The sequence below is a fragment of the Acinetobacter sp. B-6 genome (genome assembly GCF_056930735.1).
The window spans coordinates 440,191-455,817 of sequence record NZ_JBXPBY010000001.1 but is presented as its reverse complement, the minus strand read 5'-3'; the positions used below and the strand labels follow the sequence as shown (position 1 = coordinate 455,817).

Below are 15,627 nucleotides of genomic sequence, written 5' to 3'. Positions count from 1 at the left end.
AGCCATCATCAAGCATTTTATTTTAATATTTAAGTTCCTTTTTAGAACTTTAATAATAGGACAAAGTGATGAAACAGCTACAAGAAATGACTGGACTAGAATTTTTACAAGCCATGGCAAATGGGGATATTCCAAGAGCATCCATCAGTGAAACAATACCGATGGATTTACATGAAATCGCCCCAGGTTATGCCTGTTTTAAAGTCAAAGCGGATCAACGCCATTTAAATCCTTTAGGTGGCGTACATGGTGGTTTTGCCGCTACCGCATTAGATTCAGCAACAGGTTGTGCGATACATACCACATTGGAGGCAGGTGTTGGTTATGGCACCATCGACTTAAATGTAAAAATGTGCCGCCCTGTCCCAAAAGACAAAGAATTACTTGCCACTGGTCAAGTCATTAATTCAAGTAAAAATCTGGCAATTTCTGAAGCAAAACTGGTTGATGAAGATGGCAAGTTATATGCACATGCCACAGCGACCTGTATGATTATTCGTCCATAAACGAATCAGTTGTGCTATTCATCATGAATAGCACTTATTCTGTATCAGCCTGCTTCTCTATCAATTGGATTTTACCCATTTTAAGTTGCTTAGATGCATCATCCCATTCTAAATTACGTTTACACATAATTGCTTCGGCTCGACTCATTTCATCCATATTTTGACCGCAATAGCCACCACCCACTTCGATTTGCACGATCGCCTTGGGTTGATGCTCTAAAACTTGATATGAAAAAACAGTGCTGTTAAAAATCTCTTGAATGCTTTTACCATCTTTAGATTGATAGATCACCAGTTGATCACCACCATGACCTCTAAATACCCCATCCTCAATACAATAAATTGAATCAGGTTCATAGATATATTCTGGTTGTTCATCCCCCATTAAATCGACTATCTTTATGATACTGTTCAAATCTTGTTTTTCAGGTGTTTGACAGCGTTGTTCTGCCTCAGTCACTTGTTTAATCAAGGCTTCTGGATAAGTAATAGTTGAAGTATTGGCGTTCTTTTTAGGCTCTGAAACAGTCGGTGGGATTTCTACTTCAGGTTCGCTTTTCACTTGGCTTGCGACTGCTCGAGAATCAATCGACTGCTGTTGTGTTTTTACATCTTCTTGAGATTGCTTATGTTTCTGACAAGCCGTCAAAAATAAGATACTGCTCAGTACAACAAGATTTAAAATTTTCAAAATATTCTCTCATTCAGTGTTTCTATATATTTGATATTGAATAAAGATGCCGAATCGCAATTTACGTTGACAATATCATTTTGATTTTTTGACATATCATTTTTTAACAATAAGCCATTATTTATAAAGATGATAAAGATTTAGATAAATTCATTTTAGCACTTTCTTCCAAATGCGCTCTAAAATATTCAGTCTGATACAAAGGTTGCATGAGATAAAAATGCTGTAGCACTTCTGCCCTTTTTACTTGATAAAGCTCTTGTTCTACCCATGCATACTCTAATCGAATCTGCTGTTCATATTGCAGAAAACGTGCCTCAGAGCTCCCCAAAATCGCCAGATCAATATCCAATAAATAATTAAGATCATCTTCTTGAGAGGGCTGATGCTTTTGAGTTGCAATAATCCATTGATACGCTTTTTCAACAACAGCCTGTTTAAACGTATTCTGACAGCGCTTTAACATAAGTTCAGCACTTTGCACTTCATTGTCTATGGCTTGAGGGTTATACACCACATCATGGAACCAAATCGCCAACTCAACAGCCGTAGGATCGTCTAAGTAAGCCTTCACTTGATGAAATAAATTCAGACATTCCACAATATGTTGCAGTGTATGATAATGCCGTTGAGGCTCAGTATAAGCACGTAATAAAACTTCATACAAAAGATTATCTTGTACTTTAGACATCTCAGCTTTTTGGGTAAACTCAAGCCAATATTTACGGAATAAATTGACGATATTTTCAGTGCTATCTATGATCATATGTATTGGATACATGCTACTTTTATCTATTAATACAACATTTTTGACTGTAATCACATGATCAATAAATCAAAATTTTCAGCACCTACACATTTAAATCATTTTGTCACTTATCAACATGAGGCTTATTTTAATGACCTAATGGAGATCGAATGGCGAGGACAAATACAATCTTCTACACAGAATAAGCGCTTTAAGATTAAATATTATGGTGAGCTGTTTGAAGAATATCAGCTCATTTGTGGGACAGATTTTGCACCTGAATTGATATACGCGGTCGATATTGAAAGCAATGAAGAAATATTACTTTTTGATGGTGCAAAACATGGTTACGATCCAATGTTTTGTGATGAATTTACATCTGAACAACTTACTCATCGCCCAGTCATTCATGAATTCATAGATCAAGATCAGCAAGACACCTTTGAAGTGATTGTAAAGGTTTATCACAATATTGACTATGAAGATGATGATGAAATGGAGAGTTTAACCAATGCAGTTGGTGAGATTGAACTCATTTCAGGGGAAATTATTTCTATTGAACAACTCAAAGCAAATGCATTTGATTTTATTCAAATCATGGTAATGAATTCTTTAGGTAATGAATATCGTATTTTTGAACGTGAATTGGCTTAATGCTAAGCCAATTCTCAAAATAAATGGTCTTTTAAGCAGCTTGCTCATCACGCTTGAATACAAGCTCACCTTTCAATGAACTTTCAGCATCAAAATAATAACCGTCCAGATTAAATGATTTTAAATCATCTAATTTTTCCAATTGATTTTGTATGATATAGCGTGCCATTAAGCCACGTGCTTTTTTGGCATAGAAGCTAATCACTTTATACTGACCATTTTTCTGATCTAAAAATACAGGTTTAATGATATCTGCCTGAATTTTTGCTTCCTTAACTGATTTATAATATTCATCAGAAGCGATATTCACCAACAACTTTGAATTACTTTGCTGCAAGTCTTCATTGATGAGTTGAGTGATGCGTTCTCCCCAAAAATCATAAAGATTATGACCACGCTCATTGGCAAGTTTAATCCCCATTTCTAAACGATATGGCATCATTAAATCCAATGGACGCAATAAACCATATAATCCTGAAAGACTACGCAAATGATCTTGTGCAAACTTTAAATCATCTTGCGACAAACTATAAGCATCTAGCCCAGTGTATACATCGCCTTTAAATGCAAAAATGGCTTGTCGTGCATTAGAAAAATCAAAATCAGCATTCCAATCACGGAAACGTTCAACATTTAAATTGGCAATCTTCTCACTAACATGCATTAAACGAGCAATATCGGATGCAGATAGTTTACGACTTAGGTCTATAAGCTGTTGAGATTGGTCTAATAGTCTTGGTAAAGTGTGGCTATCAGTCGGCAGTGCGGTTTCGTAATCGAGCGTCTTAGCAGGGGAAATTAAGGCGAGCATGGTCTTCCTGATCAAAAAATAACTAATCAAACTATAACAGTCGGAATATTTTAATTCCAATTCATGTTTTCTGTGAGCAGAATCGGTAAACTATATCACTTCCCTGCTTTATGATCGTTTAAATTATGTCCGAACAACTGTTCATTCAAGGTTCGGTTGGCAAAATCGAAGTTTTTGTTGACTATCCTGTGGGCGAAGTAAAAGGATTTGCTGTCGTTTGTCATCCTCACCCACTTCAAGGTGGTACCCCTCAACATAAAGTTCCAGCTTTACTTGCACAAATTCTCAACGAACAAGGTTGTGTCGTTTATCGTCCAAGCTTTCGAGGTTCAGGACAAAGTGATGGTGTCCATGATGAAGGTTTTGCCGAAACTGAAGACATTTTAGATGTCATCAAATACGTTAGACAATTACACAAAAGTCTACCTTTCTATGTTGGCGGATTTAGTTTTGGTGCGCATGTGATGGCAAAAGCCTATCATGCCTTACCTGACGAAATTAAACCCAAACAAGTGATTTTATGTGGTTTGCCAACCTCTACAGTTGATGGTCTACGCCATTATGTTACACCACCGATCAAAGGCGATATTCTCTTTGTTCATGGTGAGGCAGACCCGACCACTAAACTCAGTGATTTAATTGAATGGGCAAAACCACAACGCCATTTGATCACCGTACTTCCGGGCGCTAACCATTTCTTTACAGGTTATTTAAAACAATTGCGTGTTGCAATTTCACGTTTCTTATTAGTGCCTTAAAGCAGTATTACAGAAAAAATGAAATCAATAAGGTGGTTCACTCACCTTATTGATATGTTTATATCATCCCACTGTAACCCAAATTTCGCTAAATACTTTTTCACACGATCACTGTCATTGGTACTTTGCCTCTGCTCACGTGACACAGAAAATAATCGCCGCCCTGCATCTGCCATGGATTTCGACTTTTGGCATATTTCGATAACCCCTTGTAACTGAATGCGATCAAACTCGTCAATTTGCGCTATTTGTTCATGGGTTAGAATATCCGTCAATATAGATGGCTTGTTGTCCTTTTCTTGCTCAGAGATGCTCCAAATACGTTGAAGCCGTTGGATTTCAGTATTTACTTCGTTTAAGCCAATCCGCTCTCCATTTGCCAGTGTCGCCATTCGAGTCACACTTGCAGTAAGATCTCGAAAGTTGCCTTGCCAAATTGCCTCTACTGATTGAGCAAATTTTAAGTATTTTTCAAGTGCATCACTATGAAAGCGCAATTGTCGCTGATGTGCAGTAGCAAAGCGCTGTAATTCAAATGCGATATTTGGTTCAATATCTTCAACACGATCTTTTAGACTGGGTAAGAAGAATGTCCATGTATTTAAGCGTGCCCATAAATCTTCTCGAAAGCGACCTGCTCTAACTTCTTCACGTAAATCTCGATTAGTCCCAGCAATCAATTGAAAATCAGCTTGAACTTCTTTATCACTTCCCACGGGGAAGAAAGATTTATCTTCCAGTGCCTTAAGTAACATTGCTTGTTCATCCAGTCCTAATTCACCAATTTCATCGAGAAATAAGATGCCTTTATCCGCACTTTTTAAATAACCAGTACGTGCTGCAATCGCCCCGGTAAATGCGCCTTTGTGATGACCAAATAAAGTGGACATTGCACTATCACCCACCAAAGTTGCACAGTTCACGTCAATAAATCGACCAGCGAGATGAAATTTTTCCTTTTTCAGTTGATAAATTTGCTTGGCCAAATGTGATTTGCCCACACCAGTTGCACCCATAATTAAAATCGGTGCGCTTGAACGGGTGGCAACCAATTCAACCTCTTGAATGAGTTGATTAAAACCTTTATTTTTTGTCGCAATATTGGCTTTTAACTGTTGCCAATTTTCGGATTGCTCATGTTCAAAACGCTGTGTTAATGCTGCATACCGCGACAAGTCCAAATCAATGATGCGATATTCACCTTCAGGTTGCTGTTTCCCTGTGGGTGAGCTTTGAATGAGTTTTGCAGGCAAATAATGCGCATCAATCAAGAGATACCAGCAGATCTGAGCGACATGTGTACCTGTCGTAATATGCAGTAAATAATGATTATTATCGGTATCAAAAGGATAGGATTTTACAAAATCGTAGAGTGCTCCATACATATCCGAGAAATCCCAAGGATCTCGAATATTGACTTTGTGTCCTGTCATTTTGGTCTGTGGGGAAATTTCAAAGGCGTCTTGCTGTAAATGCGCAATCAAGACGGCATTACGTCGATCATGTAATAGCACCAACTCATCAACAACTAAATCATCATGCATCAACAAACTTATCGTAGGACGCCATCGTTGCCATCGTTCGGGCTTTTTTCCTTGATCTAAGGTAGAACCAACAAAACCAATTACAACTGTTTTTTTAAATTTTTGCATATTTCTATAAATCTATAAAAATTTATATATCTTGTCTAAATCATAGTTTTATTTTATCAATAAGCAAATATTATTCGCTGTATTGAGCCTAATATTTTTTAAAAATCACTATTTATTTTCATATATATGATCATGCTATACTACTGACGTACAAAGTTTTTACTTATTTTCCTCCATCTTTGTCTGATTCGACACTTCTTTTGATGGAACTGCCTTGCTTTGTCACAACAATAACCACAGATAAGACTCAGGGTCTGTTGGCATTTCATAAATAGTTTGCGTTGTAGATTAAAATTGAGCAGGCAAGGCATGAAATGAAGAAAATAGCGAGACTATTTTCAAGTTTCATAACGCAGGCTGAGATAATTTTAATCACAACCCTGAGCAAAAACAAAGCATGGCTTTGTTTGCAGCGCAAAGCGCAGCGGGGGACCAGAGTGTTTTTTATCGCTACATCATTCCCTTGCGAAACAATGTTTCTCATCATTTAAAGTGACTAAATTTTATATTTCGTGCCTCGTATCTATTAAAAAACACACCTAGTCGCAAACATAGACGAATTGTCAACAGACCCTTATTCTACAGGCATAAATTTCCCATGTTAGAATTTACTTTTTTAGGGACATCTTCAGGTGTACCCACATTAACACGCAATGTTTCAGGCTTAGCCATTCATTATGGCAAAACTAAAGATTGGATTCTTGTCGATGCCGGTGAAGGAACACAGCATAGAGTTCAACAAGCCAAACTATCCTTACAGCACTTAAAAGCAATTTGCATTACTCATGTTCACGGCGATCATTGTTATGGCTTGATGGGCTTGCTCGCAAGTGCAGGCATGAACGGACGTAAAGATCCTATCACCATCATTGCACCTAAAGAGATTCAAGACTGGTTGGAAGCAACTCGTCATTTAACTGAGTTGTTTCTACCCTACCCGCTTCATTTTATTGACTCCCATACATTCAATAGCAGTTTTGAATTGGATGAAAAACTTTCGATTGAGGTTCACTCCTTACATCATCGTGTACCTAGTTATGCTTATGCTTTTAAAGCAACATCATTTCAGCGCAAACTGGATCATCAACGATTAGTTCAATTAGAAATTCCGAAAGGTAAGCTTTGGGGCTATTTGCAACAAGGACTAACTATTGAGTGGAATGGACAACTTCTTCATGGAAAAGATTTTGTAATTGAAAATACACAGCATGTATCTGCAATTGTCAGTGGAGATAACGACCAGCCTGAATTATTGAAAGATGCGTGTAGAAATGCGGCGCTGTTAATTCATGAAACCACCTACACACAAGCGGTATTAGATAAAGTTGGTTCTGGTCCAATGCACAGCTCTGCAAAAATAGTCGCAGAATTTGCGCAAATGATGAGCTTGCCGAATTTGATTGCCACGCATCTCAGTGCGCGTTATCACGATGCTGATGGTATTCAAAAAATTCATGATGAAATTGCAGAGTATTATCATGGTCATTTTTATATTGCTGATGATTTCCATCGCTATACACTTAGTGCGAGCGGCGAACTCACGCTTATTAAATAACTTTAGCCTTGGGGAAAGTGATTTTCCCAAGACTTCTTTAATGCTATATTCGTTTTAAATATCCGTCTATAAAAGATAAATAGCTCACATTAAAAAACTTTTAGAATTCATATGTATCCTCTGGATTGTATTAAGCTTGTTATTTATTCTCATCATTGTTCTTGGTTTGATCAGCTGTGGATAGGATTCATCAAGAATTCCGAGGTGTGTAAAAAAAAGCCACTAACCATAGTCAATCTGTTGAAAAATTCATACAGTAGAATATCATTTCTGTTGATCAATAAAATTAAAGCGATCAATATATTGTTTGATGATATAAAGCTTGCACTGCCACGCTTTAGCTCTAGAGTTTAAATTGTTTTGCGTAGGCGATACTTTACTTTTCAGAGATGAAAAGTAACAAAAATCTTCTGTTGAGCGAGGGGTACATCCTAATACCCCCGCTCAACATGGCGACATCCATGTCGCCTCGTGATAGCAAGACTGTTTATGATTCAAAAGTACAAAATAAATGAATCATCCAAATCACTTTTATGAATAATCAGACGGTTTGACTATATTTATTTACCGCATGATTTGTCTTGGCTATTTGATTGGATCATCTATTTAGAAAATATGCTACACCGCTCAAAATGAATTTTTTTCTGTAGTCTTTACAATTTGGAATTTTCGACCCACTTTTTCTATATTTTTATATTCCGCGAGTAAGACTATTTTCTCTCTAGGTGCTGGTTATCTCTTTTTTTATTTACACAACATTAGAGACTCTAATTTTTAATTATAAAAAAATAGAAAAAAAGATAAAATTATATAAATAAAGATATTAAATTTATATTCTAAACCATTAAAAAGTTGAAAATTAAATTTTATAAAATAATTTTATCTTATAAAAATCAAAAATTTAAAAATATATTTCACCTTAAAAAGCAAACTTGGCACACTCTCTGCAATATAACAATCAAGATATTAAAGTTTACTTGAGGATGCTGTCATGGCGAACAAGACAATTTTTGCCTCGAAACAACAGGCAAAGCCAAAAACCATTGAATATAATGAAGCTGGTGGGCGTGCATATACATTAAAATCTCGTGCCGCATTAGCACAACTCACAGCGACAGGTACACTGAATCAGACTTTTTATCAAAATGCACAAATACAACTTGATCATATTCTCAACCTCGCACTTGAAGTAGAGCCTGCATTTGTTGCTAAAACTGCAATTTATGCACGTCAAAAAGCACAGATGAAAGATACACCTGTCGTATTATTGGCATTACTGTCTGAGCTAGATACGGACCTCTTTAAGCAAATCTTTCCATTAATTATTGATAATGGAAAACAGCTTAGAAATTTTGTACAAATCATGCGTTCAGGAATGATCGGTCGTAAGTCTTTAGGTTCATTACCAAAACGCATGGTAAACGAATGGATTCTCTCTACATCTGCTCAACAATTGCTTGCTGCCAATATTGGGAACAGCCCTTCACTTGCTGATGTACTAAAAATGACGCATCCAAAACCCAAGACTGTTGAACAAGATGCATTTTTTGCTTATGTATTAGGCAAAGAATATCAGTTTGAACAGCTCCCTGCCCAAGTACAGGCATTGGAAAAGTTTCGATCAGGTGTAAGCACAGAATTGCCCAAAGTACCTATGCAACTTTTAACCCATCTGAATCTTACTACACAGCAGTGGGCGGAAATTGCCTGTCATGGTTCTTGGCAAATGCTTCGTATGAACTTAAATACATTTTTACGTCACGATGTCTTCAAAATCAAAGGAATGACTAAAATCATTGCTGACAAATTGATGGATGAACAAGCGATTAAAAAAAGTCGTGTATTCCCCTATCAATTGATGATGGCATGGTCTGCACTTGCTGAAGGTATGCCACCTGAAATTGCCAAAGCATTAAAGTTTGCGGTGCAATGTTCAATTTCAAATGTACCTAAACTCCAAGGTAATGTTGTGATTGCGATTGATGTTTCTGGTTCGATGTCAAGTTCCATCACTGGTTACCGTCAGGGAGCAACCTCACAATTGCGTTGTGTGGATGTAGCAGCATTATTTGCGAGTGCATTTAAATATGTAAATCCAAATATTCGCTTGATGGCTTTTGATACAGAAGTACGTCAGTTATCCAATTTAAGCAAAGTGCAAGAATATTTGAAAAGAAAAAATCTGATGAAACAGCCAAATTTAGAAATTGATATTTTTGCTCTGGCAAAAAAATTTGCCAATATGTGTGGTGGAGGAACGGATTGTTCTAAGCCATTAGCACTATTGGTCAAAGAAAATGCCAAAGTCGATATGGTGATTTATTTCTCGGACAATGAATCTTGGGCAGATCAAATCCCAAGAGCGCATCGCCAAACAGGGATGATGCATTATTGGAAACAGTTAAAACAACTTAATCCTGATGCAAAACTGGTATGTGTTGATTTACAACCTTATGCGACAACTCAACTCCCCGAGCAAAAAGATGTCATGAACATTGGCGGGTTTTCAGATAACGTATTTAAATTGATTGAAAGCTTTGCCAATAATGAAATGCATGTAAATCATTGGATAAGTGAAATCGAAAACATAGACTTAACGCAAATTCAGTCACATGTTAGCTGAGTTTGCTCCCTCATTTAACATCTTGTATTCAAGTCTCTGCATCAAATGATGTAACTTGAGGCAATGATGTTAGATAAAAAGCACAAATGCCATAGGAACTACATTTTTCCAGAATGAAGTGTTTCTATATAAAGTTGTTGTGCTGAGTAAAACTGTTGCCAAATGCAGATAGAACTACATTACTTTGAATAATTGATGTTTTATCGAAAACTTGTTGGCAATATTTAATGCATAAAATGCGTTGAGGACTACATCTTTAATGCGTAGGTCGATGGTTCAAATCCATCCTTTTCATTCTTAGCTAAGATTGAAAAGTAGCTCAGCTGGATAGAGCAACGAAACGTCTTCAACATTTTGTTTATGCAATGCGGTAACCATGATTCAAGTATATCAAATGCAATGAGGACTACATTACTCGTTTGTCGGTGTTTCGATACCACCCTGTGTGGCAACACACAGTAGCTCAGTCGGTAGAGCCACGACCGTCCTCAACTCCTTGTTGATGTATACTTGATCATCATAAATCATGTTGTAATTAAGCAATTACAAATGCAGATCGGATTACATGGTAACGCTTTTGCGCAGGGTTCAAGTCCCGATCGTGATGACTCACGAAAATCTGATCAAAATTTGTTGTGATTGCGTTTTATTTAACGTAAGTTGAAAGTAACGACATCTTCAACTGATTGAAAAATAATGTTCTTAGCGGAGCCTTACTGCGCTTTTTTTTCTTTCTTTGGATCACACTCTCTCAGACAGTTACGGATAAGGTATCCAAGTATGGTATTTCACTAAGAGTTTTATCGAATGTAGGTAAACCTCATACAGATGAAACTGTATCAAGCCCGTGTTTTAAGAATATCGCTTGTGAATTGATCGACGATTTGCTAGTTTAATCGTTCAATTTAAAACCAGAGACAGGTGTCAGTCTTTAAAACGCAAAACATGTCTATTAAAGTCCTCGTGAAAGACGACAATCTCGATCTTGCTTTAGAGAAACTAAGAGTTAAAAAATACTATTTAGAAACCAACCACTGGTATAAGAAATGCCAGAATTATCATGAAAAACCGCCAAGTAAAAGTCGTAAAAAAAACGAACTGAAACTTTTACATGGGCATAGCCAAATCCTAGAAGATGATCCTCTCTCACTCAGGTTAAAAATCCATATCGAAGAACATTATCAATCCACTGATGATCATACGGTATGGGATATAAGCAAAGATTAAGAATCACAGATTTCATCAAACTCAGCTTGGGAGAAGAAATTCTCCCAAGCTAGATTTCGTACTATACTCTGCAACGTGATAGATACCCTGAATAATAACAATGCGTGCTTGGTTTGCTTTCCTCTTATTTCCTTTACTCATTTTTGTATTTTTATTTTTCTTCTATGTCGTTTTTTGGCTTTCACTCACTTTGGGTTGCGGCTTCCTTCAAGAGAACATCCCAACCTGCTCAAAAATTTATTATTTTTCAATTATATCAATCTTTCCAATTGCAATTTGGTTCGGCTATTTTACTACTAAATTTGCACCACATTGTGGAAGATATTTGCTGAGTAGTATTTATAACCTAATGTTTTCAATTACTTTATTTGCATATTTACAAGGCTCTAAAATAAACCTCATCTTTTCTATTGGTTTTAGCCTACTTTTCTTATTATGTTTAGGCATTGGTTGTTTTATATTTTATTTAAAATATAAAAATAGATAGATTGCTATCTAAAATAATATTTAAATTTGCATAATTTTTTTTGAAATATGTATTTAAAGAAAAATTTAAATACATTTATTAATTAAATATCAATATCTTATAAAATAAAATCAATTAAAAAACAAAGTTGGCACACTCTCTGCAATATATAGAACATACATCATGAGATGTATATAAATATCACCTGCCTGCAACCGCTTGGCAGGCAGGTTTTGCAAAGGATAAAGCTATGACTATGTCAGTATCAGAACAAATTGAAAAACAAGCATCCAATGAACGTGCTTATAATATTATTCAGGATAAAAAAGGTGTCCCTATAAAAATGTGGACCAAAGGTGTGCCTGTCGATGAGAAATCCAAAGAACAATTATTAAAGACAGCGCAAATGCCATTTATTTATAAATGGATGGCAGTGATGCCAGATGTACATGTCGGAATCGGAGCAACAATTGGGAGTGTCATTCCAACCAAAGGTGCAATTATTCCCGCTGCTGTTGGCGTAGATATTGGTTGTGGGATGATGGCAGCACGTACCTCACTTACTGCATCAGACTTACCCGATAATTTACATGCACTGCGTACCGAGCTTGAACGCTTGATCCCGCATGGAATGACCAAAGGTCGTGGTCGTCGAGACCGAGGGTCATGGGATACACCTACTGAACGTGTTGATCAGGCATGGGCTGAGTTAGTGACTGATTTTGAATACATTTGTACGAAGCATCCACGTTTAAAAAATACCAATAACCATAAACAGTTAGGTACTTTAGGAACTGGGAATCACTTTGTTGAAATCTGTTTAGACGAACATCAACAGGTGTGGATCATGCTACACTCAGGCTCTCGCGGTGTAGGAAATGCAATCGGTAATCACTTTATCGAACTGGCACGTAAAGATATGCAAAAGCATTTTATTAACTTGCCTGATAAAGATTTAGCTTACTTGGTAGAAGGTACGGGGCATTTTGACGACTATTGGTTTGCGGTTGGATGGGCACAACGTTTTGCCATGAAAAACCGTGAGTTAATGATGGAAGCGGCTGTGCAAGCTTTGCGTATCATTATAAATAAACCCTTTAATGCTAAGGTTGAGGCGGTTAATTGTCATCATAATTATGTGGATAAAGAAGAACACTTTGGTCAAGAAGTACTGGTAACACGTAAAGGTGCTGTACGTGCCCGTTTGGGTGAGTATGGGATTATTCCGGGTTCAATGGGTGCTAAGTCATTTATTGTCAAAGGTAAGGGAAATCAGGAATCTTTCTGCTCATGTTCGCATGGCGCTGGTCGTGTACATAGCCGTACTGCAGCGAAAAAGTTGTTTACTGTAGAAGATCAGATTGAACAGACCCAAGGTGTAGAATGCCGTAAAGATGCAGCCGTGATTGATGAGATTCCATCGGCATATAAGCCAATTGAAGATGTGATGAAAGCGCAAAGCGATTTGGTGGAAGTGGTTTACACTTTAAGTCAGGTTGTTTGTGTAAAGGGTTAGTATCATGATGACCAAATTAGAAAAATACCAAAGCTTAGAAGACATTATAAGGTTTGCCGAATCAATCCACGTTGATACATTACGTCAGCAAACCTTATATGAAATTGTGGTGTTAAATATCAATTAAAGATATAGGAAAAATAAAATGAAACTTGCAGAAGCACTTTTATTACGAAGCGATCAACAAAAGAAAATCGCTTCATTGAAACAACGTATCAATGCAAATGTATTGGTACAAGACGGTGATGAACCATCGGAAGATCCAAACGAGTTATTAAAGCAAGTATTTGCATTAACTCAAGAATCTCAAAAACTTGTTTATGCCATTCATCAAACCAATGCTTTGGCAAAATTAACTGATGGTCGTTCATTATTGGCTTTACTGACTCAACGTGATGAGCTTGTGGAGCGCCATAAAATTTTAACGTCTGCCATCAGCAACACTCAACGTGAACCAGATCGCTATAGTACACGTGAAATCAAATGGCATAAGGTAATTCCAGTATCATCTTTGCAAAAACAATCCGATGATATTAGCGCCAAATTACGTGATTTAAATGTATTAATACAAGCCACAAACTGGCAAGTTGATTTACTGGACGTTTAAAGCGATCATTTAAAAGCTTTGATCGGCTTTAGCCGATCAGATTTGGAATATATTGGGCGAGTACAAGATCTAAGGCTGTATAGATTGAAATAAAAGTCAGCATCATTTTTGGGTAATGACAGCGAAGCGGATTTAGGGCGGAAACGAACCAATCAATCCATCACTAAGCATCATTTAAACCTTTGTGAATCAAAGTGACTATTTATATAGCATTACCACGTACTGACAATATATTTCAATTTTTCTCAAATGATTCGTCATTTGCGATCACCCGAACATACTGGGCGAGTGCAAGATCCTCTACCTCCACAACACAGGATTGAAAATAGTGTAGTGGCTTGATGAGCGAGCGGGTTAGCTTAAAACCATAAGCACAAATCAACCCATCACTATAAACAAGGCAAACCTTTGTGAAAGCAAAGTCACAATGCACCTAGCATTACCATGTACTGACAGTATGTTCACCTTTTTTTGGAGTTTGAATGAATTACCCCTGTTCTTATTGTCATCATGACACTCGAGATCAGCCTCGGGGAATTTTGACTATGAAATTTGTCCCGTTTGTCTTTGGGAATATGACTGTGTAGAAAATAATGATGCAAATTCAAAAGTGGAGCGAATGCGATCTCTTTAGCTGAGGCACAGTATAACGATCCATAATATGGTGTAAGTGAATTACATTTTATAAAACATGTTCGAAAACCAAATGAATTAGCAAGAAATGATGAAATAGAAAATGAACACATTAGTAAAAAATAAAACTATCCAAATAGATGGCTCACTGGGCGAAGGCGGCGGGCAAATTTTAAGAACTGCGCTTTCCCTATCCATGCTAACTGGTATTCCTTTTGAGCTTATCAATATCCGTGCAGGTCGAAAGAAACCAGGCTTAATGCGTCAGCATTTGGTTTGTGTGCAGGCTTCACAACGTATCAGCCATGCAATTGTTGAAGGTGCTGAGTTACATTCCCAAAAACTGTATTTTCAACCTCAACAGGTTCAGCCAGGAAAATATGATTTTCATATCGGTTCCGCAGGTAGCACAATTTTGGTTTTGCAAACACTCCTTCCCGCACTCATGATGCAACCAGAAGTAAGTCAATTGAGTATTCACGGCGGAACACATAACCCTTTGGCACCCACAGCAGATTTTATTCAACATTGTTTCCTGCCTTTTATTCAAAAGCTTGGCATAAAAGTTGATTTTAAATGCGAACGCGCTGGCTTTTTTCCGATTGGTGCTGGTCAAATCAATATCACCATTCATCCATGGAACAATAAACTTGAGCAATCTATTTTAACCAAGGGTAAATTACTGGAAATACATGGTTTTGCAGCAGCCTTAAACATCCAACAAGATATTGCAGATCGAGAGTTAGATGTCTTGAATAATAAACTTGGTTTAAATCAACGTAAACGTATTAATTTTCAAGGGATCAGTCAAGGCAACACTGCATTTGTTATCTTAAATTATGAACACCATCAGCAAGTCTTTTCAGCTTTAGGTGAAAAGAAAAAATGTGCTGAAAAAGTGGCACATGATTTAGCCAAAGAGGTGAAAGCCTATTTGAACTCACATGCTGTGGTTGATGAATATTTAGCCGACCAACTTTTATTACCTTTGGCTTTAGGCAAAGGTGGTGAATTTACAGCACAAGTATTGAGCGATCACACTAAAACCCAAGCTGAAATGATTCAAAAATTTTTAGACTGTGATATTCAGATCGAAGCATTAAACGATATTTTTAAGATTCGTGTGGTGACTTAATCTTTGCCTTATGATGGCTTAACCATTAAATTGCCCACCCTTTTA

The 15,627-nt window shown here is 36.9% G+C and carries 15 protein-coding genes; 11 read left to right on the top strand and 4 right to left on the bottom strand.

What is annotated here, in order from left to right; all coding sequences use genetic code 11:
• The first annotated feature begins 68 nt into the window (after positions 1-68).
• Complete coding sequence (locus AC1Z3T_RS02030) at positions 69-506, top strand: PaaI family thioesterase (RefSeq protein ID WP_005032254.1); 438 nt, start codon at positions 69-71, stop codon at positions 504-506.
• A gap of 34 nt (positions 507-540) precedes the next feature.
• On the opposite strand, the gene AC1Z3T_RS02025 is transcribed toward AC1Z3T_RS02030, so the two are convergent.
• Positions 541-1,197 carry a hypothetical protein gene (locus AC1Z3T_RS02025; protein ID WP_100885502.1) on the bottom strand — a complete coding sequence of 219 codons (657 nt, stop codon included), beginning with the start codon at positions 1,195-1,197 and terminating at the stop codon, positions 541-543.
• 121 nt (positions 1,198-1,318) lie between these two features.
• Positions 1,319-1,963: an HD domain-containing protein gene (locus AC1Z3T_RS02020; RefSeq protein WP_004824493.1), complete on the bottom strand. Its 645-nt coding sequence runs from the start codon at positions 1,961-1,963 to the stop codon at positions 1,319-1,321.
• A gap of 57 nt (positions 1,964-2,020) precedes the next feature.
• Between AC1Z3T_RS02020 and AC1Z3T_RS02015 the strand changes: the two genes are divergently transcribed.
• Positions 2,021-2,599, top strand: coding sequence for a hypothetical protein (locus tag AC1Z3T_RS02015; protein WP_004824494.1), 579 nt, complete (start codon positions 2,021-2,023; stop codon positions 2,597-2,599).
• A gap of 31 nt (positions 2,600-2,630) precedes the next feature.
• On the opposite strand, the gene yaaA is transcribed toward AC1Z3T_RS02015, so the two are convergent.
• Complete coding sequence (gene yaaA / locus AC1Z3T_RS02010; RefSeq protein ID WP_004824497.1) at positions 2,631-3,410, bottom strand: peroxide stress protein YaaA; 780 nt, start codon at positions 3,408-3,410, stop codon at positions 2,631-2,633.
• A 125-nt stretch (positions 3,411-3,535) separates the two neighbouring features.
• Here yaaA and AC1Z3T_RS02005 point away from each other — a divergent pair, with 125 nt between their 5' ends.
• Entirely contained in the window at positions 3,536-4,168 is a 633-nt protein-coding gene (locus tag AC1Z3T_RS02005; RefSeq protein ID WP_004824499.1) for an alpha/beta hydrolase, read from the top strand.
• A 41-nt stretch (positions 4,169-4,209) separates the two neighbouring features.
• Here AC1Z3T_RS02005 and rtcR read toward each other — a convergent pair whose 3' ends face one another.
• Entirely contained in the window at positions 4,210-5,820 is a 1,611-nt protein-coding gene (rtcR, locus tag AC1Z3T_RS02000) for an RNA repair transcriptional activator RtcR (RefSeq protein ID WP_100885503.1), read from the bottom strand.
• 598 nt (positions 5,821-6,418) lie between these two features.
• On the opposite strand from rtcR, the gene AC1Z3T_RS01995 reads away from it, so the two are divergent.
• The 8 genes from AC1Z3T_RS01995 to rtcA all read left to right on the top strand — a co-directional run bounded on the left by AC1Z3T_RS01995 (position 6,419) and on the right by rtcA (position 15,582).
• Positions 6,419-7,375, top strand: a complete 957-nt coding sequence (locus AC1Z3T_RS01995; protein ID WP_004824502.1) for a ribonuclease Z — start codon at positions 6,419-6,421, stop codon at positions 7,373-7,375.
• A 991-nt stretch (positions 7,376-8,366) separates the two neighbouring features.
• Entirely contained in the window at positions 8,367-9,998 is a 1,632-nt protein-coding gene (locus AC1Z3T_RS01990) for a TROVE domain-containing protein (RefSeq protein WP_100885504.1), read from the top strand.
• Positions 9,999-10,943: 945 nt separating this feature from the next.
• On the top strand, positions 10,944-11,225 hold the full coding sequence (locus AC1Z3T_RS01985) for a hypothetical protein (protein WP_100885505.1): 282 nt from the start codon (positions 10,944-10,946) through the stop codon (positions 11,223-11,225).
• A 722-nt stretch (positions 11,226-11,947) separates the two neighbouring features.
• Positions 11,948-13,207: an RtcB family protein gene (locus AC1Z3T_RS01980; protein WP_010591562.1), complete on the top strand. Its 1,260-nt coding sequence runs from the start codon at positions 11,948-11,950 to the stop codon at positions 13,205-13,207.
• A gap of 4 nt (positions 13,208-13,211) precedes the next feature.
• On the top strand, positions 13,212-13,334 hold the full coding sequence (locus AC1Z3T_RS01975; protein ID WP_005032269.1) for a hypothetical protein: 123 nt from the start codon (positions 13,212-13,214) through the stop codon (positions 13,332-13,334).
• Between the two features lie 18 nt (positions 13,335-13,352).
• Positions 13,353-13,814, top strand: a complete 462-nt coding sequence (locus tag AC1Z3T_RS01970; protein WP_005032272.1) for a DIP1984 family protein — start codon at positions 13,353-13,355, stop codon at positions 13,812-13,814.
• 550 nt (positions 13,815-14,364) lie between these two features.
• Positions 14,365-14,448, top strand: coding sequence for a hypothetical protein (locus tag AC1Z3T_RS01965; RefSeq protein WP_227510902.1), 84 nt, complete (start codon positions 14,365-14,367; stop codon positions 14,446-14,448).
• Between the two features lie 102 nt (positions 14,449-14,550).
• Complete coding sequence (gene rtcA / locus AC1Z3T_RS01960) at positions 14,551-15,582, top strand: RNA 3'-terminal phosphate cyclase (RefSeq protein WP_004824515.1); 1,032 nt, start codon at positions 14,551-14,553, stop codon at positions 15,580-15,582.
• The last annotated feature ends 45 nt before the right edge of the window (positions 15,583-15,627 follow it).

Coding starts and splice junctions, on each gene's coding strand:
- AC1Z3T_RS01985 (WP_100885505.1), top strand. CDS start 10,944: ATGTCTATTAAAGTCCTCGTGAAAGACGACAATCTCGATCTTGCTTTA.
- rtcA (WP_004824515.1), top strand. CDS start 14,551: ATGAACACATTAGTAAAAAATAAAACTATCCAAATAGATGGCTCACTG.
- AC1Z3T_RS02015 (WP_004824494.1), top strand. CDS start 2,021: ATGATCAATAAATCAAAATTTTCAGCACCTACACATTTAAATCATTTT.
- AC1Z3T_RS02020 (WP_004824493.1), bottom strand. CDS start 1,963: ATGATCATAGATAGCACTGAAAATATCGTCAATTTATTCCGTAAATAT.
- AC1Z3T_RS01980 (WP_010591562.1), top strand. CDS start 11,948: ATGTCAGTATCAGAACAAATTGAAAAACAAGCATCCAATGAACGTGCT.
- AC1Z3T_RS01975 (WP_005032269.1), top strand. CDS start 13,212: ATGATGACCAAATTAGAAAAATACCAAAGCTTAGAAGACATTATAAGG.
- rtcR (WP_100885503.1), bottom strand. CDS start 5,820: ATGCAAAAATTTAAAAAAACAGTTGTAATTGGTTTTGTTGGTTCTACC.
- AC1Z3T_RS02030 (WP_005032254.1), top strand. CDS start 69: ATGAAACAGCTACAAGAAATGACTGGACTAGAATTTTTACAAGCCATG.
- AC1Z3T_RS01995 (WP_004824502.1), top strand. CDS start 6,419: ATGTTAGAATTTACTTTTTTAGGGACATCTTCAGGTGTACCCACATTA.
- AC1Z3T_RS02005 (WP_004824499.1), top strand. CDS start 3,536: ATGTCCGAACAACTGTTCATTCAAGGTTCGGTTGGCAAAATCGAAGTT.
- AC1Z3T_RS01970 (WP_005032272.1), top strand. CDS start 13,353: ATGAAACTTGCAGAAGCACTTTTATTACGAAGCGATCAACAAAAGAAA.
- AC1Z3T_RS01990 (WP_100885504.1), top strand. CDS start 8,367: ATGGCGAACAAGACAATTTTTGCCTCGAAACAACAGGCAAAGCCAAAA.
- yaaA (WP_004824497.1), bottom strand. CDS start 3,410: ATGCTCGCCTTAATTTCCCCTGCTAAGACGCTCGATTACGAAACCGCA.